General features: G+C 70.6%; 19 protein-coding genes and 1 pseudogene. 6 read left to right on the top strand and 14 right to left on the bottom strand.

Features of this window, described 5'->3' with window-relative positions:
• Positions 1-56 precede the first annotated feature (56 nt).
• Positions 57-1232 (top strand): hypothetical protein, encoded by a 1176-nt coding sequence (locus R4Z62_RS24620; protein ID WP_491520899.1) that lies wholly within the window; start codon positions 57-59, stop codon positions 1230-1232.
• Between the two features lie 193 nt (positions 1233-1425).
• On the opposite strand, the gene R4Z62_RS24615 is transcribed toward R4Z62_RS24620, so the two are convergent.
• The 5 genes and pseudogenes from R4Z62_RS24615 to R4Z62_RS24595 all read right to left on the bottom strand — a co-directional run bounded on the left by R4Z62_RS24615 (position 1426) and on the right by R4Z62_RS24595 (position 6606).
• Positions 1426-1980: an SMI1/KNR4 family protein gene (locus R4Z62_RS24615; protein ID WP_491520898.1), complete on the bottom strand. Its 555-nt coding sequence runs from the start codon at positions 1978-1980 to the stop codon at positions 1426-1428.
• Between the two features lie 239 nt (positions 1981-2219).
• Positions 2220-2623 (bottom strand): annotated as a pseudogene (locus R4Z62_RS24610) (transposase family protein); the annotation flags it as partial.
• 214 nt (positions 2624-2837) lie between these two features.
• Positions 2838-3317 carry an SMI1/KNR4 family protein gene (locus R4Z62_RS24605; protein WP_491520897.1) on the bottom strand — a complete coding sequence of 160 codons (480 nt, stop codon included), beginning with the start codon at positions 3315-3317 and terminating at the stop codon, positions 2838-2840.
• Positions 3318-3631: 314 nt separating this feature from the next.
• Positions 3632-4852, bottom strand: coding sequence for an ABC transporter substrate-binding protein (locus R4Z62_RS24600; RefSeq protein ID WP_064535494.1), 1221 nt, complete (start codon positions 4850-4852; stop codon positions 3632-3634).
• A gap of 314 nt (positions 4853-5166) precedes the next feature.
• A complete protein-coding gene (locus R4Z62_RS24595; RefSeq protein ID WP_064535493.1) occupies positions 5167-6606 on the bottom strand; it encodes a gamma-aminobutyraldehyde dehydrogenase in 1440 nt (479 codons plus the stop codon).
• Between the two features lie 170 nt (positions 6607-6776).
• On the opposite strand from R4Z62_RS24595, the gene R4Z62_RS24590 reads away from it, so the two are divergent.
• From R4Z62_RS24590 to R4Z62_RS24570, 5 genes are all read left to right on the top strand, one after another.
• Entirely contained in the window at positions 6777-7301 is a 525-nt protein-coding gene (locus R4Z62_RS24590; RefSeq protein ID WP_018567992.1) for an Lrp/AsnC family transcriptional regulator, read from the top strand.
• A complete protein-coding gene (locus R4Z62_RS24585; RefSeq protein ID WP_064535492.1) occupies positions 7286-8665 on the top strand; it encodes an aspartate aminotransferase family protein in 1380 nt (459 codons plus the stop codon). Before R4Z62_RS24590 ends, R4Z62_RS24585 begins: the two co-directional genes overlap by 16 nt.
• Positions 8666-8941: 276 nt before the next feature.
• Positions 8942-9685: an ABC transporter ATP-binding protein gene (locus tag R4Z62_RS24580; RefSeq protein ID WP_064535491.1), complete on the top strand. Its 744-nt coding sequence runs from the start codon at positions 8942-8944 to the stop codon at positions 9683-9685.
• Positions 9667-11178, top strand: coding sequence for a hypothetical protein (locus R4Z62_RS24575; RefSeq protein WP_491520896.1), 1512 nt, complete (start codon positions 9667-9669; stop codon positions 11176-11178). Before R4Z62_RS24580 ends, R4Z62_RS24575 begins: the two co-directional genes overlap by 19 nt.
• A 154-nt stretch (positions 11179-11332) precedes the next feature.
• Positions 11333-11749: a VOC family protein gene (locus R4Z62_RS24570; protein ID WP_355481235.1), complete on the top strand. Its 417-nt coding sequence runs from the start codon at positions 11333-11335 to the stop codon at positions 11747-11749.
• 388 nt (positions 11750-12137) lie between these two features.
• On the opposite strand, the gene R4Z62_RS24565 is transcribed toward R4Z62_RS24570, so the two are convergent.
• The 9 genes from R4Z62_RS24565 to rpsB form a co-directional block, all read right to left on the bottom strand.
• Entirely contained in the window at positions 12138-13157 is a 1020-nt protein-coding gene (locus R4Z62_RS24565; protein WP_491520895.1) for an ABC transporter ATP-binding protein, read from the bottom strand.
• Entirely contained in the window at positions 13157-14761 is a 1605-nt protein-coding gene (locus R4Z62_RS24560) for an ABC transporter permease (RefSeq protein ID WP_491520894.1), read from the bottom strand. Before R4Z62_RS24560 ends, R4Z62_RS24565 begins: the two co-directional genes overlap by 1 nt.
• Positions 14762-14832: 71 nt before the next feature.
• Entirely contained in the window at positions 14833-15903 is a 1071-nt protein-coding gene (locus tag R4Z62_RS24555) for a thiamine ABC transporter substrate-binding protein (RefSeq protein ID WP_491520893.1), read from the bottom strand.
• Between the two features lie 262 nt (positions 15904-16165).
• Positions 16166-17272: a dual-specificity RNA methyltransferase RlmN gene (gene rlmN, locus R4Z62_RS24550; RefSeq protein WP_382850924.1), complete on the bottom strand. Its 1107-nt coding sequence runs from the start codon at positions 17270-17272 to the stop codon at positions 16166-16168.
• A 145-nt stretch (positions 17273-17417) separates the two neighbouring features.
• The gene (locus R4Z62_RS24545) at positions 17418-18758 is read right to left on the bottom strand and encodes a phosphatidate cytidylyltransferase (protein WP_491520892.1); all 1341 of its coding nucleotides are present in this window, start codon (positions 18756-18758) and stop codon (positions 17418-17420) included.
• Entirely contained in the window at positions 18758-19315 is a 558-nt protein-coding gene (gene frr, locus R4Z62_RS24540; RefSeq protein ID WP_064537659.1) for a ribosome recycling factor, read from the bottom strand. The genes R4Z62_RS24545 and frr overlap by 1 nt, the downstream gene beginning before the upstream one ends.
• A gap of 232 nt (positions 19316-19547) precedes the next feature.
• Positions 19548-20306, bottom strand: a complete 759-nt coding sequence (pyrH, locus tag R4Z62_RS24535) for a UMP kinase (RefSeq protein WP_018567963.1) — start codon at positions 20304-20306, stop codon at positions 19548-19550.
• Between the two features lie 198 nt (positions 20307-20504).
• On the bottom strand, positions 20505-21341 hold the full coding sequence (gene tsf / locus R4Z62_RS24530; protein ID WP_018567962.1) for a translation elongation factor Ts: 837 nt from the start codon (positions 21339-21341) through the stop codon (positions 20505-20507).
• A 187-nt stretch (positions 21342-21528) separates the two neighbouring features.
• Entirely contained in the window at positions 21529-22443 is a 915-nt protein-coding gene (gene rpsB / locus R4Z62_RS24525; protein WP_491520891.1) for a 30S ribosomal protein S2, read from the bottom strand.
• Between the last annotated feature and the right edge of the window lie 306 nt (positions 22444-22749).

Genomic DNA, 22749 nt, shown 5'->3' with positions numbered 1-22749 from the left:
CCCTCCGGATCAATGTCTAATGACGGCAGTTGTGCACGGGGAGGGGGACGTCTCGGGTGGATACGCCGGAATTAGTCTCGAAAGTCCTGGACATTCTGGCCCAGGGCGCCGGAAGTGCCGCGTCGGCGGCGGGCAGCAGCGCGGCGCAGGCGTTGATCGCGGCACTCCGCGAACGGCTGAGCGGCACAGAGGACGGCCTCGCCGCGCTGGACGCGTTCCTGGGGGACCCGGACGATACGGCGGGCGCGACGGCGGCACGGGCGGTCCTGGAACGGCAGGTGGCCGCCGACCCCGGCTTCGGTCGGCTTCTGGCGGACCTGACACAGGCGGCCGAGCCGTCATCGCAGACGATCACGCACAGCGTGGTGATCAGCGACAGGGCCAGGGTCACCCGCAGCCAGATCTCACTGGGACCGCTGACCGTCAACAACAACGCGCAGGGCCGACTGCTCCTCGCCGTGCTCGCCGTCGCCCTCGTGGCCCTGATCGCCCTGGCCGGATACGGCGGCGCCCGAGTGTTCACCGACAAGGACGAGGGGTCGGGCCCGGTGACCGGCGGCCACGGAGCCTCGAAACCGCCCGCCGCCACATCCACCGCATCCGCCACCACACCCACCGCCCGCCCCTTGCCCCCCACCCAGGCGACAGCCGACGCGATCCTCCCCGACCGAGCAGCCCTGGAGGGAACGGAATTCGAAAGCTCCCCCGACGCCTACTTCCCCGACGGCGAGCGGAGCGACTACCAGGGAACGATCTGCGGCGACTACCCCGAACTGTGCGCGCATCGGGTACATGCCGGGGCCGCGGGCGGCTACGCCCCCAACGACCTCTCGGAACAATCAGGGTGGCACGCCGAACTCCAGGTCCTGGCCCACGAATCCGAGGCGGACGCCGAACGCACCTTTGCCGCCCTGGCGGACACAACCAGGAACGGCACCTCGACCAAGATCAAGCCCGACCCCTCGGCGTACACACCGCCGGAAAACTCCCGCCTCGGCGACGAATTCGCCAGCTACAGGACCCTCTGGGAAGGACAGGACCTAGGGATCATGTGCGTGATCCGCCGCGGACCGTACATCGCCCTGATCACCCAGGAGAAGGACGGCGGCGCAGCGGTCCTGGACAACACCACGCAGACCCGGCTCAACACCCTGATGCTGCGCCGCATGGACGAGGCCCTCTCCGGCACCACACCGCACACGGCGCTGCGCGAGGTCCAGAGCACCTACTGACGTCCACACCACCGCACTCGTCACCCGCGCCGGCCCCTCACGCACGCCATACGGAAGGCCGAGCAGGAACGGTCCATGCCACTTTGGACCCGCAGGCGGATACAGCCGATGTATCGAAGGAGGCCATTTTTTCCTCTTCCAAATATTCGGCGCCGCGCACACTCATCGATTGCCCGACGAATTACGCCGTCGATCAATCGGTGCGGTCACCCAGGCCCAGCACCTGTGGAGAGTCGCTGGGAAAGTTCCTGGGCATGCCCGGTACATCGATGACCCGCCCATAGACGCGAGCCAGGAACTCTACGGCACCGACCGGGAACTCGAACCACTCACCGTTGTCCGTGCGGATGACTACCGGCCATTTCTCCGGGTCCGCAGGGCTCGTCTTCCAGTAGAAGGCGTCCCCCGAATTGGACTCCGCCCAACTGACCAGCCCTCCCGGCCCGGGATAAGGGACGTATTCTTCGGCGTCGCCCATCTCGTACAGATCCTGGAGGATGTCGTCCTCAGTGCGCCCGGATGCCCATAGTGCCTCCTCGCCGGGTACGGGAAGGGACACCATGAGGAAGTCATCGATGACGAGCGCCGGGTACGCCTCCGAGAACGAACGGAAGTCGGAGGGCAAGGCCACCCCCAGGGCCGCCTCAAGGGCAGCCCAGTCCACCTCACGCCTCCCAGACACACGCCACCGCGTCATCGCCGGGAGCGCGGCCTCCAGTTCTTCGAGCCTCAGCATGTCGTCTGCCAATCCGGACTGTTCCGTATCACAACGTTACTGATCCGGTGAACAGGTTCTCGTTCACCCAATCACCGCCCACCCTGTCACCGATGATATGCGTGCGGTCGAAGATGGCCCCTCTACCGCTATCGTCCCTCTTAGCTCCTACGGGCTTGTAGTCGTGCGGGCAGACCAACGCGGTCACCCCTTGGGCACGGCCTACCCCATCCAGCGACTGATACCGGAACCGCGCCGCCTCAGACGTCATCTCACTTGGTGAGCCTGTGGTGGCAGATGAGAGTGCAGTCGATACTGGTGAAGGCCAGGAAGTGCTCGGCTTTGCGCTCGTAGCCTCGGTGCAGGCGGCGGCATCCGGCGAGCCAGGACATCGTGCGCGCAGCGGTCCCGCGATGACGGCCCAGACGGGTCGGGGAATCGATGCCCCTTGCGGGGCGATTCGGCGCCTGATGCTGCGGCTGCGTATCCATCGCCGCAGGTGGTCGTAGTCGTATCCCGCGGCCCGCATGTTCACCGAGTCGATCGCGCAGCGGGACCGGTCCAGCTCGCCACGGGCACCGAGCTCATCGAGAACCAGGCGGTGGAGTTTCGCCCAGACTCTGGCCTTCGACCACTCCGTGAACCGCCGGTGGGCGGTGGCACCCGAGGGCCCGAACGAGCCAAATGAGATGACGTCTGAGGCAGCCGACGCCGTCATAGCGGTGGTCGCTCCTGCCGGCAGTTGTCGTGCGGGCGGTCATGCAGCCGTCGCTGTCTTAGGTGTAGCCGGAGGCGCCGCCGGGGCCGTCAGCGGTGAGGAGGGCGTCGGCCGCGGTGTTCAACGAGCACCTAATGTTGCGCCAACAAGCCGGTGCTGCAACGACGTTCGTTCATGCCACGTACTCGCGGGGTGACATCGAGAGAGGATCGATTGCGTACTTGAGAAGGTCGGCGAAGGTCTCAAAGAAGGAACTGCTGCCTTCGCCGACCCACCACCAGCGCTCCGGCAGGCCGAGCATGAACACTCCCTGCGACACGTCCCTGTTCACCGACACCGGGAAGAGCGTTACGTCCTCGGGTAGACCGACATCCGCCGGGATACCGGTGTCCCTGAGACCGTCCAGGAAACGGAGCGATGCCGCGCCCATGCCGTCTTCTTCCCTCCAGTCCTTGCAGCCGAAGAGAGGCATGGTGAGGTGGAAGCCGTCCAGGCCGTCGGAGAGGGAGAGAAACGTACGATACCCGGCCTCCAGCTGCTGCCCAGCCCTCACCTCCAGCGCGCGCACCTGCTGTGGGCCCGCAGGCGGATACAGGCGAGGTATCGGAAAGAGGCCGACGGGGTCCTCCTCCAAGTATTCAACGACGCGCACACTCATCAATTGACCGATCAACCGAGGGATACCCATGATGTGCTCCTTTCTACGGGCGGCTAATTCGGCAGATGTTGTGAGGACCCTTCGTGACTGTTCCGGTCACGCGCTCCGTGGTGTAGGTGCTGGGGTCCTTGTCCACGCCCGGATAGTAGAAGCCGTTCGGGCGATATCCCACGGCGTATTTCTGGGCGTATGAGCCGACCGCATGTGGAGTGATGATGATCACGGGATATTCGACAGGAAATGCCGGCATCACCGAATCGTGATCGCTCAACCTCAGAACCGCACCGCCCCCGCCCCCGCCTCGCGCCCTACAACCCCACCAGCGTGTTCCACCGCTTGGCGAACTCGACGCGTTCCGTGGAGGTGATGTCGCGGGCGATGGCCAGGCGGCGGCGCATGGTGGTGTCGGGGAAGATGAGGGGGTTCTCGGCGAGGGCGGCGGTGTCCTCGTCGTCGGAGGCGGCGAGGATGTCCTGGGCGGCGGGGACCGGGCAGACATAGTTCACCCAGGCGGCCAGTTCGGCGGCGACCTCGGGCTGGTAGTAGTAGTCGATCAGGCGCTCGGCGTTGGCCTTGTGGTCGGCCAGGTTGGGGATCATCAGGGAGTCCGACCAGAGTTCGGCGCCCTCCTCGGGGACGACGAAGCGGATGTCGGGGTTGTCGGCCTGGAGCTGGATCACGTCGCCGGAGTACGCCTGGCAGGCCAGGACGTCGCCGCTGACGAGGTCCTTGGTGTAGTCGTTGCCGGTGAAGCGGCGTATCTGGCCGCGGGCGAGCTGCCGCTCCACCTGGTCGCAGACCCGGTGGAAGTCGTCCGCCGTCCACGTGCGGATGTCGACGCCGTCGGCCTGCATCAGCAGGGCGAACGCCTCGTCGAGGCCGGAGAGCAGGGTCACCCGGCCCTTGAGGTCGCGCGCCCACAGGTCGGCGACGCGGTGGATGTCCCGGCCGAGCTTGCGGCGGTTGTAGGCGATGCCGGTGATGCCGGACTGGTAGGGCACGGTGAACTTGCGCCCGGGGTCGAAGGCGGGTGAGCGCAGCAGCGGGTCGAGGTGGCGGGCGACGTTCGGCTGCCGGGCGCGGTCCATCTCCTGCACCCAGCCCAGGCGTACGAAGCGCGCGCACATCCAGTCGCTGATGACGACGAGGTCGCGGCCGGGCTTCTGATGGTTCATCAGGGACGGGCTGATCTTGCCGAAGAACTCGTCGTTGTCGTTGATGTCCTCGGCGTAGTGGACGGAGATCCCGGTGCGCTTCTGGAAGGCTTCCAGGGTGGGCCGCCGGTTGGGGTTCTTGTCGTCGGTGTCGATGTAGAGCGGCCAGTTCGACCAGCTCAGCCGCTTGTCGGTGGCGGAGGTGTCGGTGGCGGCGCGGTCGCCGGGGCTGACGTAGGCGGCGGGGACCCCGCATCCGGCGAGCGCCCCGAGCACGGCGGTGCCGCCGAGGGCGCGCAGCAGCGAGCGGCGGGAGGGCGGGGCCGGTGTGCGCGGCGGGGTGCGGAACGGGGGCGTCAGCGGTGTCCGGGGCATCCCCGCAGCATGCCGCCCGCTTCCCCGCCGGACAATCGACGCTCCGTCGAGCCCGGCGGGGGCTTCCCGACACCTTGTCGATCCCGGCGGCGTACGGGAGCACGGCGACGCCGAGGCCGTACGGCCGCACCCCCGCACGAGAGCGCACCGCGGCCCCGGACGGTCCGTCCTCCGTCCGGGGCCGCGGTGCGGGCCAGGGCTACCGGCTGCCGGCTGCCGGCTGCCGGCTGCCGGCTGCCGGCTGCCGGCTGTACGAGTCGTAAGGTCGCGTACGGGTTGTACGGTCGTACGGGTCGTGTACGCGTCGTACGGGCTCAGCCGTCCAGCGACGTCATCACGTGCTTGATGCGCGTGTAGTCCTCGAAGCCGTACGCGGACAGGTCCTTGCCGTAGCCGGACTTCTTGAAGCCGCCGTGCGGCATCTCGGCGACCAGCGGGATGTGGGTGTTGATCCACACACAGCCGAAGTCGAGCTTCTTGGACATCCGCATGGCGCGGCCGTGGTCCTTGGTCCACACGGAGGAGGCGAGCGCGTACTCGACGCCGTTGGCCCACTCGACGGCCTGGTCCTCGTCGGTGAAGGACTGGACGGTGATGACCGGGCCGAAGACCTCCCTCTGGATGATCTCGTCGTCCTGCTTGAGGCCGGAGACGACGGTCGCGGCGTAGAAGTAGCCCTTGTCGCCGACCTGGTGGCCGCCGGCCTCGACCTTGGCGTGGGCGGGCAGCCGCTCGATGAAGCCGGCCACCTGCTTGAGCTGGTTCGGGTTGTTCAGCGGGCCGTACGCCACGTCCTCGTCGTCGGGCCGGCCCGTCTTCGTGTCCTCGGCGGCCTTGGCGAGCGCGGCGACGAACGCGTCGTGGACCGACTCCTGGACCAGCACGCGGGTGGCGGCGGTGCAGTCCTGGCCGGCGTTGAAGTAGCCGGCCTCCGAGATCCCCGCGACGGCCTTGTCGATGTCGACGTCCTCGAAGACCACGACGGGGGCCTTGCCGCCCAGCTCCAGGTGGACGCGCTTGAGGTCCTTGGAGGCGGACTCGGCGACCGACATGCCGGCGCGCACGGAGCCGGTGATGGAGGCCATCGCCGGGGTGTCGTGCTCGACCATGAGGCGGCCGGTGTCGCGGTCGCCGCAGACGACGTTGAAGACGCCCTTGGGCAGGACCGAGCCGATGATGTCGGCGATCAGGACGGTGGAGGCGGGGGTGGTGTCCGACGGCTTGAGCACGACGGTGTTGCCGGCCGCGAGGGCGGGAGCGAACTTCCAGACGGCCATCATCATCGGGTAGTTCCACGGCGCGACCTGCGCGCAGACGCCGATCGGCTCGCGCCGGACGATGGAGGTCAGCCCCTCCATGTACTCGCCGGCCGAGCGGCCCTCCAGCATCCGCGCCGCGCCCGCGAAGAAGCGGATCTGGTCGACCATCGGCGGGATCTCCTCGGAGCGGGTCAGCCCGATGGGCTTGCCCGTGTTCTCCACCTCGGCCGCGATCAGTTCCTCGGCGCGCTCCTCGAAGGCGTCCGCGATCTTCAGCAGCGCCTTCTGCCGCTCGGCCGGGGTGGTGTCGCGCCAGGCCGGGAAGGCCGCGGCGGCGGCCGCCATGGCGGCGTCGACGTCCGCCTGACCGGACAGCGGCGCGGTCGCGTACGCCTCTCCGGTCGCGGGGTTGACCACCTCGGTGGTCCGTCCGTCGGCGGCGTCCCGGAACTCACCGTCGATGTAGTTGCGCAGACGACGCAGCTCGGTGCTCACTGCCGGCCCTCCTGGTGGGGTCAAGGTGTCCATTGGCTGAGACACCCACCCTAGTCCGCCTGCTGACGTTTTCAACACCCCCAACCCGACGACTTCTGCGAAATCCGTATGTCTCGACGTTCCAAACAACGAATTTCATCGATTCGGGCTTGCGGAACTGTCGAGACGTCGTGCACAGTGAGGACGTGGCCAGTCGAAGCGCAGAGCAGAGGGACTCGTCCCGCGAGTCCCGCACCGGGAACGGCACCCCCCAGCTGGACGCCGTCTCCCTCGCCATCATCCAGCAGCTCCAGGAGGACGGCCGCCGTCCCTACGCGGCGATCGGCAAGGCCGTCGGCCTCTCCGAGGCGGCCGTGCGCCAGCGCGTGCAGAAGCTGCTGGACCAGGGCGTCATGCAGATCGTCGCCGTCACGGACCCGCTCACCGTGGGCTTCCGCCGGCAGGCGATGGTCGGTGTCAACGTCGAGGGTGATGTCGAGGCCATCGCGGACGCGCTGACTGACATGTCGGAAGTCGAGTACGTGGTGATGACCGCGGGCTCGTTCGACATCCTCGCCGAGATCGTCTGCGAGGACGACGACCACCTGCTGGACGTCATCAACAAACGCATCCGGGCGCTGCCCGGCGTGCGCTCCACCGAGAGCTTCGTTTATCTGAAGCTCAAGAAGCAGACCTACATGTGGGGAACCCGATAACCGTGAGCAAGGACCTCAGCCGAACCGCGTACGACCACCTGTGGATGCACTTCACCCGCATGTCCTCGTACGAGAACGCCCCCGTGCCGACCATCGTGCGCGGTGAGGGCACCTACATCTACGACGACCAGGGCAAGCGCTACCTGGACGGCCTCGCGGGCCTGTTCGTGGTCCAGGCCGGACACGGCCGCACCGAGCTGGCCGAGACCGCGTTCAAGCAGGCGCAGGAGCTGGCCTTCTTCCCCGTGTGGTCGTACGCCCACCCCAAGGCCGTGGAGCTGGCCGAGCGCCTGGCCGACTACGCGCCGGGCGACCTGAACAAGGTCTTCTTCACCACCGGCGGCGGCGAGGCCGTGGAGACCGCCTGGAAGCTCGCCAAGCAGTACTTCAAGCTGACCGGCAAGCCCACCAAGTACAAGGTCATCTCCCGCGCGGTCGCCTACCACGGCACCCCGCAGGGCGCCCTGTCCATCACCGGCCTGCCGGGCCTGAAGGCCCCCTTCGAGCCGCTGGTGCCGGGCGCGCACAAGGTCCCCAACACCAACATCTACCGCGCCCCGATCTTCGGCGACGACCCGGAGGCGTTCGGCCGCTGGGCCGCCGACCAGATCGAGCAGCAGATCCTCTTCGAGGGCCCGGAGACGGTCGCCGCCGTCTTCCTGGAGCCGGTGCAGAACGCGGGCGGCTGCTTCCCGCCGCCGCCCGGGTACTTCCAGCGGGTGCGCGAGATCTGCGACCAGTACGACGTGCTGCTCGTCTCCGACGAGGTCATCTGCGCCTTCGGCCGCCTGGGCACGATGTTCGCCTGCGACAAGTTCGGCTATGTCCCTGACATGATCACCTGCGCCAAGGGCATGACCTCGGGCTACTCCCCGATCGGCGCCTGCATCATCTCCGACCGCCTGGCCGAGCCGTTCTACAAGGGTGACAACACCTTCCTGCACGGCTACACCTTCGGCGGCCACCCGGTCTCCGCCGCGGTCGGCCTCGCCAACCTCGACCTGTTCGAGCGCGAGGGCCTCAACCAGCACGTGCTGGACAACGAGGGCGCGTTCCTGTCCACCCTCCAGAAGCTGCACGACCTGCCGATCGTCGGCGACGTCCGCGGCAACGGCTTCTTCTACGGCATCGAGCTGGTGAAGGACAAGAACACCAAGGAGTCCTTCAACGACGAGGAGACCGAGCGCGTCCTGTACGGCTTCCTCTCCAAGGCGTTGTACGACAACGGCCTGTACTGCCGGGCCGACGACCGCGGCGACCCGGTCGTCCAGCTCGCACCGCCGCTGATCTCCGATCAGGAGACCTTCGACGAGATCGAGCAGATCCTGCGCGCGGTGCTGACGGAGGCATGGACCAAGCTGTGACCCACGGGTCACGGGTCACCGTGAGCGCCCACTGAGGCGCGTACCTCCGATCAGATGATCATCACAGGCCCCGGTGCCGTCCGTTCGAGTGGGAAACGGCGGCCCGGGGCCGTGTGCTGTCCGGCCTCCCGGCCTCGGCTGCCTAGCGTGACGTGACCGATCGGCTCCGCCTTCGTTCCCCCGTACGGAGGATTCGTACGGAGAACGGGCACGAGGGATCCCCGGACCCGCACGGCACCCCGCGCGGCATTCCTGATCCGAACCGAGGTGTACGCCATGGTGGCCCCGCCGGACAACGACGTGCTCTGGGCACGCGCCCTGCACTACACCCACAAGGACGGCTCCCCCGCCCTCTGCGGCGTCTCGCTCGGCGTGCGCCAGGGCGAGATCCTCGCGGTCGCCGGACCGAGCGGCAGCGGCAAGACCACCCTGCTGCGCTGCCTGTCCGGCACGGTGCGGGTCCGCGAGGGCGAGGTCTGGTTCAACAGCGCCCCCGTGCACACCCTCGGCCCGCTCGCCCGGGAGCGGCTGCGCCGCGACCGCTTCGCCTGGGTCGACCCCGCCCCCGCCCTCGTGCCCGAGCTGAACGTCTGGGAGAACACGGCGCTGCCGCTGATGCTGCGCGGCGGCGGGCGGCGCCGCGCCAAGGTGGCCGCCCTGGAGTGGCTGGAGCGCCTGGACGTCGGCGAGCTGGCCCGGCGGCGCCCGCACCAGCTGCGCCAGGCCGAACGCCAGCGCGTGTGCATCGCCCGCGCCCTCGCCACCGCGCCCACCGTGCTCTTCGCCGACGAGCCGACCGCCCCGCTGCACCGCGCCGACCGCGCCCATGTGCTGCGCACCCTCACCACGGCGGCCCGCTCGCACGGCATCACCGTGGTGCTGGCCACCCACGACGCGGAGACCGCCGCCCTCGCCGACCGCACGGTGGCCCTGCTCGACGGGCGGTGCGTGAAGACCGTGCACCTGCCTCCCGCGGGCGACGCGACGGAAGGCCGGGCGGCGTGCTCGCTCTCCGTCTGACCCGAGTCGCCCGGCCCGCCGTCCAGCTGCGCCGCCTGGCGGTGGTGGCCGCGTCGGCGGGCACCGGCTTCCTGCTGCTGTCGAGCCTGGCCTACGCGCTGGCCCACCCGGAGCACTCCGGCGCCGCGCTGCTGCGGCTCTCCTGGTGCGCGGCACCGCTGGCCGCCACCGTCTACCTGACCGTCGCCGTGGCCCGCACCGACCCGGGCACCCGGCCGCGCACCGCGCTGTCCGCGCTGGGTCTTGGGCCGGGCCGCCTGATGGCCGTCTCGGCGGTCACCAGCGCCGTGTGCTGCACGGTCGGCTGCCTGCTCGCGCTGCTGGCCTTCCTGCATCTGCGCGGCGACCTGACCGGCCTGCCCCTGGACGGCGCCGCCTCCCGCTTCCTGGCCGCGCGCAAGCGGCTGCCGGTGCCGGGGACGCTGACGCTGCTGGCGACCGTCCCGGCCCTGGCGTCGGCGGCGGTGGCCTGGTCCCTGCGCCCGCACGAACCCCGGCCCGCGCCGCGGCCGGAGCGAGCCTCGGCCGCCGGCCCCACGGCCACCGGTTCCACGGCCACCGGTTCCACGGCCACCGGTTCCACGGCCGACGGGACCGCGGCCGACGGTTCCGCGACCGGGAGCGCCGCGACCGGCGGATCGACGGCTGGGGACGCCGCGACCGCCGGGCCGACGGTCGGCGGCCTCGTGTCCAGCGGGTCGACGGTCGGCGGCCTCGCGTCCAGCGGATCGACGGCCGGCGGCCTCGCCTCCAGCGGATCGACGGTCGGCGGCCTCGCGTCCGGCGGGTCGACGGCCGGCGGCCTCGCCTCCAGGGCGGAGCCCGGAGCGGCCCCCGCCCCGGACGCGCCCGAGGACGACAGCGACCCGCACCGGCCGCTCCCGCCGCACCGGCCCCCCACCGGCCTGCCCTGGGGCGTCGCCGTCCTGGCCGTGGGCCTGACGGTCGAGGCCTACGCCGGCCGGAGCCCCTCCTCCCGCACGGCACTGCCCGGCGGACTGAGCGCCGACTCCGCGCCCGTCCTCGTCGGCTGGCTGCTGACCGCGCTCGGCCTCGCCCTGGCCGGACCCGCCCTCACCCACCTGTGCGGGCTGCTCCTCCAGGCGGTGCGCCCCGGCGCCGTACGCCTGCTCGCCGGGCGGGTGCTGATGGAGGAGGCGGGGCGCATCGGGCGCCCGCTGGGCGTCGTGTGCGCCGTGGCCTCCGGCGCGTACGCCGTGAGCGCGCTGTCCGGCGGCGCCGCGCCCTCCCCGGGCCCGCTGACCGCCCTCGGCGCTGCCCTCGTGGCCGGCTGCGCGGTGGCCGTGCTGCTCACCGCCGCCGTGGAGGCCCGGCAGTCGCGGGCCGCCACCATCGCGGCCCTGCGCAGGCTCGGCGCCCCCGGCGCCACGCTCCGCTCCGCCGCCGCGCTGCGCGCCGGGGCGCTGCTGGCCCTGTTCGTGCCCCTGACCCTGCTGATCGCCGCGCTCGCCGCCCTGCCGCTGACCCGCTGACCGGCGGGCGGCAGCGGGCGGGGGGCGGGCCCGGAGGGTTCCACCGAGGAGTCGGGCCCGGAGGGTTCCACCGATGAGTTCCGTGGCGCGCCCCGGTCCACCCTTCCGAACGGCACACACGCAGCGAACACACCCGAGCGGGGAGAGACCCACCATGTCGCACGCCTACCAGCAGATGATCTTCGTGAACCTGGCGACCGAGGACGTGGCCGCGTCCCGGAAGTTCTTCACCGAGCTGGGCTACACCATCAACCCGCGGTTCTCCGGCGACGACTGCGCCTGCGTCGTCATCAGCGACACCATCGTCACCATGCTGCTCGGCAAGAAGCGCTACGCGGACTTCACCGGGAAGGAGATCGCGGACTCCACCCGGACCAGCGAGGTGCTGCTCTGCCTGAGCGCCGAGAGCCGCGAGAAGGTCGACGAGATGATCGACAGGGCGGTCGCCGCCGGCGGCACGGTGAGCGGCGAGACGCAGGACCACGGGCACATGTACGGCCGTTCCTTCGACGATCTGGACGGCCACTCCTGGGAGATCGTGTGGATGGACCCGGCGGCGGTGGAGAGCTGAACCTGCCTGCGGAGCAACGGAGTTAAGGAACAAGCGAAGTAAACATCCTTCCTCCGCTTATCCGTTGACACCCCCAGCGGGGCACTTGCAGACCTGCGCCCCCCTGGGGGTTCCGGGGGCGCTCCCCGCCTCGCCCGGCCGCCCCAACCTCTTGGCCGTCGTCACCGTGTACCGGCAGGACAGCGACGCCGGTGCACAGAAGAGCGGCGAGCAGCCGGTCAAGGGCTCGGCGCGGGGCACCGAGATCACGTTCACCGAGGACTGGCGGCCCGGCTCCGACTCCCCCGCAGACGCAGTCCACCGCACCGGCCCCGGCGCCGACCGCCTCGCTGAGCGCCACCCGCTCCCGTACGCCGCCGCACCGGAGGGGGAAGGCGTCGGCGTACGGTCAGCCCAGCACCACCACGTCGTCCGGGTCGAACGCCACGCCCGTCTCCTCCCCGGTCCCGGGGGCCGCGCGCAGCGGGCAGGCGGCTTCCAGCGGCGGCGCGTCGCGCGGCTGGAGGCGCAGGGCGACATGGGTGCCCTTGAAGGTGCGGGCGGCCACCGTGCAGCGCAGGCCCTCCTCCGCCGGGACGAGGCGGACACCGGCGGGGCGTACGAGGAGGGTCCGGGTGCCCTGGGGCGCGTCCTCGGAGACCGGGACCTTGCCCCACGGGGTGAGGGCGACCGTGCCGTCGACCTTCGCCTCGATCACGTTCTCGAAGCCGAGGAAGCGGGCGACGAAGGCGTCCGCGGGACGCTGCCACACCTCAAGTGGCGTACCGGACTGGGCGATCCGGCCGTCCCGCATCACCACCACCCGGTCGGCGAGCGCGAACGCCTCGCCCTGGTCGTGGGTGACGGCGAGCACGGTGGTGCCCAACCGCCCGAACAGTTCCCGCAGTTCGACGACGAGCCGTTCGCGCAGCGAGCGGTCGAGCTGCCCGAGGGGTTCGTCGAGCATGAGCAGCCGGGGCCGGGGCGCGAGGGCGCGGGCGAGGGCCACGCGCTGCTGCTCACCGCCGGACAGGGCGGCCACCGGACGCGCGCCCGCGCCCGGCAGGCCGACGAGTTCGAGGAGTTCGGCCACCCGGACGGCCTGCTCCTGCCGGGTGGCGCCGTGCATCCGCGGCCCAAAGGCGACGTTCTGGGCCACGTCCCGCTGCGGGAAGAGCTGGTGGTCCTGGAACATCAGGCCGACCTCGCGCCGGTGCACCGGCACCCGCGCCTGGTCGCGGCCGTCGAGCAGCACCTGCCCCGAGTCCAGCGCCTGGAGTCCGGCCACCGCCCGCAGCAGCGTCGACTTGCCGCTGCCGCTGGGGCCGAGCACGCACACGGTCTCGTGCTCCGCGACCGCCAGGTCGACCGCGTCCAGCGCGGCCCGGCCGCCGAAGCGCACGGTGGCACCGCGCAGGTCGAGCAGCATCAGAACTCCCCCGTCCGCTCGCCGCCGCGCAGTCTCTCCAGTACCAGCAACGCCACCGCGCACACCACCATGAGGATCGTCGACAGGGCCATGGCCTGGCCGTAGTTGAGGTCGCCGGGCCGGGAGAGCAGCCGGGCCACGGCCACCGGCAGGGTCGGGTTGTCGGGCCGGGCGATGAACACGGTCGCCCCGAACTCCCCGAGGGAGACCGCGAAGGCGAACCCGGCGGCGATCAGCAGTGCCCGCCGCACCAGCGGCAGGTCCACCTCCCGCCACACCCGCCACGGCGACGCCCCCAGCACGGCCGCCGCCTCGCGCAGCCGTACGTCGACCGCGCGCAGCACCGGCAGCATGGTCCGTACGACGAAGGGCACGCCGACCAGGGCCTGCGCGAGCGGGACCAGGATCCAGGACTGCCTGAGGTCCAGCGGCGGCTTGTCCAGGGCGATCAGGAATCCGAAGCCCACGGTCACCGCCGACACGCCGAGCGGCACCATCAGCAGCGCGTCGAAGCCGCGGACGAGCCGGCCGGCGTCCCGCCGAGTGAGCGCGGCGGCGGCGAGGGAGCCGACGGCGACGGCGATGGCGGTCGCGGCGGCGGCGTAGGACAGGGAGGCGCCGACCGCGTGGACCGGCGCGACCAGGAAGGTGCCGCCGTCCGGGTCGGCCAGCGCGCGGTAGTAGCCGAAGCCGGGTGCGGTGAGCGAGCGCTGCACCAGCACGGCGAGCGGCAGCAGCACGAGCAGCGCGATGCTCGCGAGGACGGCGGCCAGCAGCGTCCACTGCCCGGCACCGCGCGGGCGGCGGGCGGTGCGGGCGGCGTCCACCAGCCGCAGCGCGCTCTCCCGGCGGCGTACGGTCCAGGCGTGCACGGCGAGGATGGCGCCCATGGCGGCGAACTGCACGAGCGTGAGGACGGCGGCCGTGGACAGGTCGAACATCTGCGAGGTCTGCCGGTAGATCTCCACTTCGAGGGTGGAGAAGCCGGGGCCGCCGAGGATCTGCACCACGCCGAAGGAGGTGAAGGTGAACAGGAAGACCATCAGCGCGGCGGCGGCGACGGCGGGTGCCAGGGCGGGCAGGGTGACCTTGCGCCAGGCGGTCAGCGGCGAGGCGCCGAGCATCCGCGCGGCCTCCTCCTGCCGCGGGTCGAGCTGGGCCCACAGGCCGCCCACGGTCCGTACGACGACGGCGTAGTTGAAGAAGACATGGGCGAGGAGGATCGCCCACACGGTGGTGTCCAGGCGCACCCCCCACAGGTCGTCGAGGAGTCCGCCGCGTCCGACGAGGGCGAGGAAGGCGGTGCCGACGACGACCGTGGGCAGCACGAACGGCACGGTGACCACGGCCCGCAGTACATTCCGTCCCGGGAAGTCGTAGCGGGCGAACACATAGGCGCCGGGCAGGGCGATCAGCAGGGTGAGCGCGGTGGAGGCGAGCGCCTGCCAGGTGGTGAACCACAGCACGTGCCGGATGTCGGACCGGCCCAGCACCTCGCCGAACGGGCCCCACTGCCAGGCGCCGCCGGAGTACAGGCCGCGCCGGACGATCGCGGCCACCGGATAGGCGAAGAACAGCGCGAAGAACGCGACGGGCACGGCCATCAGGCCGAGCCGCGCCGCGTTCGCCCGGCGGCGCCGCGCCCGGTCCCCCGCGGCGGGGCCTGCCGCGCGGGCTACTTCACTACGAGGGAGGACCACGTCTTGACCCACTGGTCGCGGTTGGCGGCGATGCGGTCGGGGGCCATGGTCCGGGGGTCCTTGGCCTGCGGACCGTACGCCGTGAAGTCGGCGGGCACGGCGGCTCCCGCGCGCACCGGGTAGACGAACATGTTCAGCGGCATGTCCTGCTGGAACTCCTTGCTGAGCAGGAAGTCGAGGAACGCCTTGCCGCCCTTGGTGTTCCCGGCGTTGCTGAGCAGCCCGGCGTACTCGACCTGCCGGAAGCAGGTGGCGTCCACGACGCCGGTCGGCGCGGTCTTGGGCCTGGGGTCGGCGTAGATGACCTCGGCGGGCGGCGAGGAGGCGTAGGAGACGGCGAGCGGCCGGTCGCCCTTGGCCTTGCGGCCGCCCGCGGAGCCGGAGAACTCCTGGTTGTACGCCTGCTCCCAGCCGTCGACGACCTTGACGCCGTTGTCCTTCAGCTTCTTCCAGTAGTCCTGCCAGCCCTTGTCGCCGTACTGGGCGGCGGTGCCGAGCAGGAAGCCGAGGCCGGGCGAGGAGGTCGCCGCGTTCTCGGTGACCAGGAGGTTCTTGTACTGCGGCTTCAGGAGGTCGTCGAAGGAGGCGGGCGGCGCCAGCTTGTGGTCGGCGAAGTACTTCTTGTCGTAGTTGACGCAGATGTCGCCGGTGTCGACGGGCGTGACGCGGTGCTTGGCCTGGTCGACGCGGTAGCGCCGGTCGACCGTGCCGGAGTCCTTCGGCTCGTACGGCTGGAAGAGGCCGTTGTCGAGGGCGCGGGACAGCAGCGTGTTGTCGACGCCGAAGAAGACGTCGCCCTGCGGGTTGTCCTTGGTGAGGATGGCCTTGTTGACGGCCTGTCCGGCATCGCCGTCCTTGAGGATGCGGACCTTGTACCCGGAGCGCTTCTCGAAGTCCGCGATGACGCTCTTGGACGCGGCCCACGAGTCGTGGCTGACCACGGTCACGGTCGTGGAGTCGGCCGCCTCGCCCCCGGAGGACCCGCACGCGCAGAGGGCGACGAGGCCGAGACCGGCCGCCGCGGCGGCGAACGTCTTGTGGTGCACTGGATTTTCCTCCTGGATGGTGGCCAGGAAGAGACGCGGCCCTGCCCGGTGTCCGCGCGGGACGCGGGACACCGGGCAGGGCGCAACAGCTCGAGTGATGACCGAACTTCCTACCCAGAATGACCTGGGCGAGGTTCAGAGGGTCTGCGGCCGGTGCCGCACTCTCAGCGCTGTGGCGCTCCCCTGTCGGAATATGAAGATGTGTTGTACGGCCTCAGACTACCGCTCGGCTCCCACCCGGCGACCACCCGGCGACGCCCGGCTACCGCTCCGTGGCGGCCAGCTGTCCGCAGGCCCCGTCGATCTCCTGGCCGCGGGTGTCCCGGACCGTCACCGGCACTCCGTGCGCGGCGATGGCCTCGACGAACGCCTTCTCGTCCTCGGGCCGCGAGGCGGTCCACTTGGAGCCCGGCGTCGGGTTGAGCGGGATGAGGTTGACGTGCACCGGCTTGCCCCGGAGCAGCCGGCCGAGCCGGTCGCCGCGCCACGCCTGGTCGTTGATGTCCCGGATCAGCGCGTACTCGATGGACAGCCGGCGGCCGGAACGGGCGGTGTACTCGAACCCGGCGTCCAGCACCTCCCGCACCTTCCACCGCGTGTTGACCGGCACGAGGGTGTCGCGCAGCTCGTCGTCGGGGGCGTGCAGGGAGATCGCGAGCCGGCACTTGAGGCCTTCGTCGGTGAACCGGTTGATCGCCGGGACCAGGCCCACCGTGGACACGGTGATGCCGCGCTGCGACAGCCCGAGCCCGTCCGGCTCCGGGTCGGTCAGGGCGCGGATGGCACCGATCACCCGCTTGTAGTTGGCCAGCGGCTCGCCCATGCCCATGAACACGATGTTGGACAGCCGCGCCGGTCCGCCCGGCACCTCGCCGTCGCGCAGCGCCCGCATGCCGTCCACGATCTGGTGCACGATCTCGGCGGTCGACAGATTGCGGTCGAGACCGGCCTGCCCGGTCGCGCAGAACGGGCAGTTCATCCCGCACCCGGCCTGCGAACTGATGCACATCGTCACCCGGTCCGGGTAGCGCATCAGCACCGACTCGACGAGCGTCCCGTCGAACATCCGCCACAGCGTCTTGCGCGTCGTCCCCTCGTCGGTCGACAGATGCCGCACGACCGTCATCAGCTCCGGCAGCAGCGCCTCGCGCAGCTTCTCCCGCGAGCCGGCCGGGATGTCCGTCCACTGCTCGGGGTCGTGCGCGTACCGCGCGAAGTAGTGCTGCGAGAGCTGCTTGGCACGGAACGGCTTCTCACCGATCGCGGCCACAGCCTCCTTGCGCTCGGCGGGCGAGAGATCGGCAAGATGCCGCGGCGGCTTCTGGGCTCCGCGCGGCGCGACGAAAGTGAGTTCTCCGGGCTTGGGCATGGTGGTACCAGTGTCGCAGATCGACTCGGGTGGGCCGGCCGGTGAGGCGAGCGGAGGGGCGGGAGCGGGCGAGGCCCCTCCCCGGCGGGGAGGGGCCTCGTTCGGGCTGTGCGGCGGCGCGGGGGCCGGGGTCCTGCGTCGTGGGTCAGGTGGAGCCGACGAAGAGGACCATCAGGAGCCAGACCACCGGGGCGGTGGGGAGGAGGGAGTCGAGGCGGTCCATGATGCCGCCGTGGCCCGGCAGGAGGGTGCCCATGTCCTTGATGCCGAGGTCGCGCTTGATCATGGACTCGCCGAGGTCGCCGAGGGTGGCGCTGGCGGCGACCGCGAGGCCCAGGAGCAGGCCCTGCCACCAGGCTCCGTCGTCGATCAGGAACTGCATGCACAGCGCGCCCGCCACCATCGCGAAGGCGACCGCGCCGAGCAGGCCCTCGCGGGTCTTGCCGGGGCTGATGCGCGGGGCGAGCTTGTGCCTGCCGAAGCGCCAGCCGACGGCGTAGGCGCCGGTGTCGCTGACCACGGTGAGGATCAGGAAGGTCAGGACGCGGTACGGCCCGTCGTGCGCGGTGAGCAGCATCGCCACGAAGGTGGCCAGGAACGGTACGTAGAACGCGGCGAAGACGCCCGCCGTGACGTCCTTGAGGTAGCCCTCCGGCGGCTGGGTCATCCGCCACACCAGGACGGCGAGCGCGGTGAGCGCCATCGCCACCCAGGCGCCCTCGGCGTCCCGGACGTACCCGGCGACCACCATCGCGGCGCCGCCGACCGCCAGCGGCACGAGCGGCGCCCTGATGTCCTTGCGCTCCTGGAGCCGTGAGGTCAGCTCCCACAGGCCGACCACGACGGCGACCGCGATGACGCCCACGAAGACGGCCTTGACGACGAACAGCGACGCGACGATCACCACGCCGAGTCCGAGACCGACGCCTATGGCCGCGCCGAGGTCCCGTCCCGCGCTCTTCTTCTGCGGTGCCTGCGGGGCGGGCGCCGGCTGCGGGGCGTCGGGCATGGGCTCCGGATTCTGCGGCGCCGACCCGTGGGCGGGCGGCGTCCGCGGCGTGTCGTAGGGCCGCGGCTGCGGCGCCTCGTACGGCTGCGGATGCGGATGCGGCTGCGGGTGGGACTGCGGCCTGTCGTACGACTGCGGGTGTGCCTGCGGCGGCCGGGCCGGGTCGTACGACTGCGGCTGCTGCGGCTGCTGCTGCTGCGGCTGCGGCTGCGACGGGTCGTACGGCTGCTGCCGCGGCGCCTCGTCGCGGAACAAGGGGCCGCCCGGCATGCGCGCGGCCCCCCGGTCGTCATCCTGGTTTCCGCCGTGTGCGGGCACCTCGGGCACGATGGGCAGGGGGCGGGTGTGCTGAGCGCCCGGCGCATCGTACGCGGGGCCCGCGGGGGTGGCCCCCGGGACGGGGACCTGGCCGGGTGCCCCGTCGGCGGGCCCCCAATACCCGGCTTGCTGCGGCGCTCCCCAGGAAGAGTCGTTCATCAGACCTCGAGCAGCTCCGCTTCCTTGTGCTTGAGCAGCTCGTCCACCTGTGCGACGTACTTCGCGGTGGTGTCGTCGAGCTCCTTCTCCGCACGGCGGCCCTCGTCCTCGCCGACCTCGCCGTCCTTGATCAGCTTGTCGATGGCGTCCTTGGCCTTGCGGCGCACGGAGCGGATGGACACCTTGGCGTCCTCGCCCTTGCCCTTGGCGACCTTGATGTACTCGCGGCGGCGCTCCTCGGTCAGCTCTGGGAACACCACTCGGATGATGTTGCCGTCGTTGCTCGGGTTGACGCCCAGGTCGGAGTCGCGGATCGCCTGCTCGATGTTGCGCAGCGCGGTCTTGTCGAACGGGGTCACGACGGCCATGCGCGGCTCCGGCACGGAGAACGAGGCCAGCTGGTTGATCGGCGTCGGCGCGCCGTAGTAGTCGGCCACGATCTTGTTGAACATCGCCGGGTGCGCACGGCCGGTGCGGATCGCGGCGAAGTCCTCCTTGGCGACCACGACGGCCTTCTCCATCTTCTCCTCGGCCTCGAGGAGGGTCTCTTCGATCACCACTTGCTCCTGCGTGTCTTGAGTAGGCCCGGCTGCGGATCCCGGTCGGGGCCGTCGGCCGGCTGCGTCGCGTCTTCTTCCTGCACGGTTCCCGACCGGCAGGACATTGTCCATCCCCCGGTCCGGCTCCGTCCCGTCCGTCCCCCGGACAGGTGCCGCGCCCCGGACCGTTGCCGGAGGGGGACGAGCGCCGGGGCGGGACGGGCCGCCGGTCCGGGACGGGTGGGCCCGGTCACTCCCGGCCGGGCTGGTCACCCACAAGCGTGCCGATCTTCTCACCCTTGACGGCGCGGGCGATATTGCCCTCCTTCAGGAGCTCGAAGACGACGATCGGGAGCCGGTTGTCGCGGCACAGCGTGATCGCGGTGGCGTCGGCGACCTTCAGGTCCCGGGTGATGACCTCGCCGTAGCCGAGGGCGTCGAACTTCACGGCGTCCGGGTTGGTCTTCGGGTCGGAGTCGTACACCCCGTCCACGCCGTTCTTGCCCATGAGCAGCGCCTCGGCGTCGATCTCCAGGGCGCGCTGGGCGGCGGTGGTGTCGGTGGAGAAGTACGGCATGCCCATACCGGCGCCGAAGATGACCACGCGGCCCTTCTCCAGGTGGCGCACGGCGCGCAGCGGGATGTAGGGCTCGGCGACCTGGCCCATGGTGATGGCGGTCTGGACCCGGGTGTCGATGCCCTCCTTCTCGATGAAGTCCTGGAGGGCGAGGCAGTTCATCACGGTGCCGAGCATGCCCATGTAGTCGGAGCGGGCGCGGTCCATGCCGCGCTGCTGGAGCTCGGCGCCGCGGAAGAAGTTGCCGCCGCCGATGACGACCGCGACCTGCGCGCCGTCCCGGACGACGGCGGCGATCTCACGGGCGATGGCGTGCACCACGTCCGGGTCGACCCCCAGGCCCCCGCCGCCGGAGAAGGCCTCTCCGGACAGCTTCAGCAGAAACCGGCCGGTCACTTTGCCGTCATCGCTCTTCTGGGCCTTGGTGGTCATGAGATCCCGCCTCTGTTACGTGGTGCACATGCGAAGAAGGCCATTGCCGGTGGGGTGGTTCGCATCCCATGCGGCGGCAATGGCCTCCTCGTCAGTTCTGCTGTCGTCCGCCGCGCGCGCGTGCGCGGTGGCAGGCACGCGCGGCGTGGACGACTGCTGTCGACCCTATCCGGGTCCGGCGTCCGGCGCGGTGCGGACTCAGATGCCGACCTTGATGCGCGTGAAGCGCTTCAGGGTGACACCGGCCTCGTCCAGAACCTTCTGGACGGACTTCTTGTTGTCCAGCGCGTAGGGCTGGCCGAGCAGGGTGGCGTCCTTGAAGAAGCCGTTCACCCGACCCTCGACGATCTTGGCGATCGCGGCCTCGGGCTTGCCCTCGGCGCGGGTGGTCTCCTCGGCGATGCGGCGCTCCGACTCGACGACCTCGGCCGGCACGTCCTCCTTGGAGAGGTACTTCGGCGCGAAGGCGGCGATGTGCTGGGCGATGCCCTTGGCGACCTCGGCACTCGGCTTGTCCAGCTCGACGAGGACACCGATCTGCGGGGGCAGGTCGGGCATCGTGCGGTGCATGTACGCGGTCACGAAGCCGTCGGAGAACTGCGCGAAGCGGTCCAGGACGATCTTCTCGCCGAGGTTGGCGTTGGCCTCGTCGACGTACGCCTGGACGGTCTTGCCGGCCTCGATCTCGGAGGCGAGCAGGGCCTCCAGGTCGGCCGGGGAGGTCTTGGCGACGTGCTCGGCGATGGTCGTGGCCACGGCCTGGAACTTGTCACCCTTGGCGACGAAGTCCGTCTCGCACTTCAGCTCGACGAGGACACCGGAGGAGTTGTCGTCGGCGAGGATCGAGACCACGGCGCCGTTCTCGGCGGAGCGGCCCTCGCGCTTGGCGACGCCCTTCTGGCCCTTGATGCGCAGTGCCTCGACGGCCTTCTCGACGTTGCCCTCGGCCTCGTCCAGCGCCTTCTTGCAGTCCATCATGCCGGCGCCCGTGAGCTCACGGAGCTTCTTGACGTCGGCGGCGGTGTAGTTCGCCATGAGTCTGTGAATCTTTCTCGAAGTCTGGAAGATCGAAGATCAGGGGGTCGCGGCCCTTGTACCAGAGTCCACCGACACGCCACCGATCCACGGGTGAACGGCGGGGGCTGCGGGCGCCCCTCCCGTGCCTGCGCGGCACGGGAGGGATATGCCGTCGGCCCCCGCCGTCAACTCTGACGTCGGCAGGTCAGGCCTGCTCGCCCTCGGCCTTGACCTCGGTCTCGGCCTTGACCTCGGCGGCGGCCTCCTCGACGGCCTCGGCGACCGGGGCGTCGGGGGCCGGAGCCTCGGCGGCGGCCTCGACGGCCTCAGCGGACTCGTCCGCCTTCTTCTCGCCCTCGAGCAGGTCGCGCTCCCACTCGGCGAGCGGCTCGCCCGCGGCCTTCTCGCCCTTGTCACCGGCGTTGACGCCGGAACGGGAGATGAGGCCCTCGGCGACGGCGTCGGCGATCACACGGGTCAGCAGGGTGACGGAGCGGATCGCGTCGTCGTTGCCCGGGATCTTGTAGTCGACCTCGTCGGGGTCGCAGTTGGTGTCGAGGATGGCGACGACCGGGATGTTGAGCTTGCGGGCCTCGCCGACCGCGATGTGCTCCTTCTTGGTGTCCACGATCCAGACGGCGCTGGGCACCTTCTGCATCTCGCGGATACCGCCGAGGGTCTTCTCCAGCTTGGCCTTCTCGCGGGAGAGGACCAGCAGCTCCTTCTTGGTGAGGCCGGAGGCGGCCACGTCCTCGAAGTCGATCTGCTCGAGCTCCTTCAGGCGCTGAAGGCGCTTGTAGACGGTCGAGAAGTTGGTGAGCATGCCGCCCAGCCAGCGCTGGTTGACGTAGGGCATGCCGACGCGGGTGGCCTGCTCGGCGATGGCCTCCTGCGCCTGCTTCTTCGTGCCGACGAACATGACCGTGCCGCCGTGGGCCACGGTCTCCTTGACGAACTCGTAGGCGCGGTCGATGTACGACAGCGACTGGAGCAGGTCGATGATGTAGATGCCGTTGCGCTCGGTGAAGATGAAGCGCTTCATCTTCGGGTTCCAGCGACGGGTCTGGTGACCGAAGTGGACGCCGCTCTCCAGCAGCTCCCGCATCGTGACGACGGCCATGGCCGTATCTCCTTGAATTTCTCGGTTGTGCCGCGGGTGCCGGACGGCTCCCGCGCCTGACGCCCGCGGCGCGCCGTGCCACGAAGGACCGAGGGGCGCTGACACCGACCGTTGCCGGCCGGAGTGTCGGGGCGTGCGAAGTCGACCCGGTGACCCGGATCGCCACCAGAAGTGTACGGGACCCGGAAGGTGCCGGGTGACGCCGCTGTCCACAACCGGTGCGTCGTCCACAGACTCCGGCCGGTTCCGGCCGTTCGCGGCAGTGTGGAGGCACCCGGATACGGGCGTGGATGCGGATGCGGATGC

The sequence above is a fragment of the Streptomyces sp. PL-25 genome, assembly GCF_058344915.1.
The sequence above is the reverse complement of the archived record's forward strand: the minus strand, read 5'-3'. Positions and strand labels throughout refer to the sequence as shown.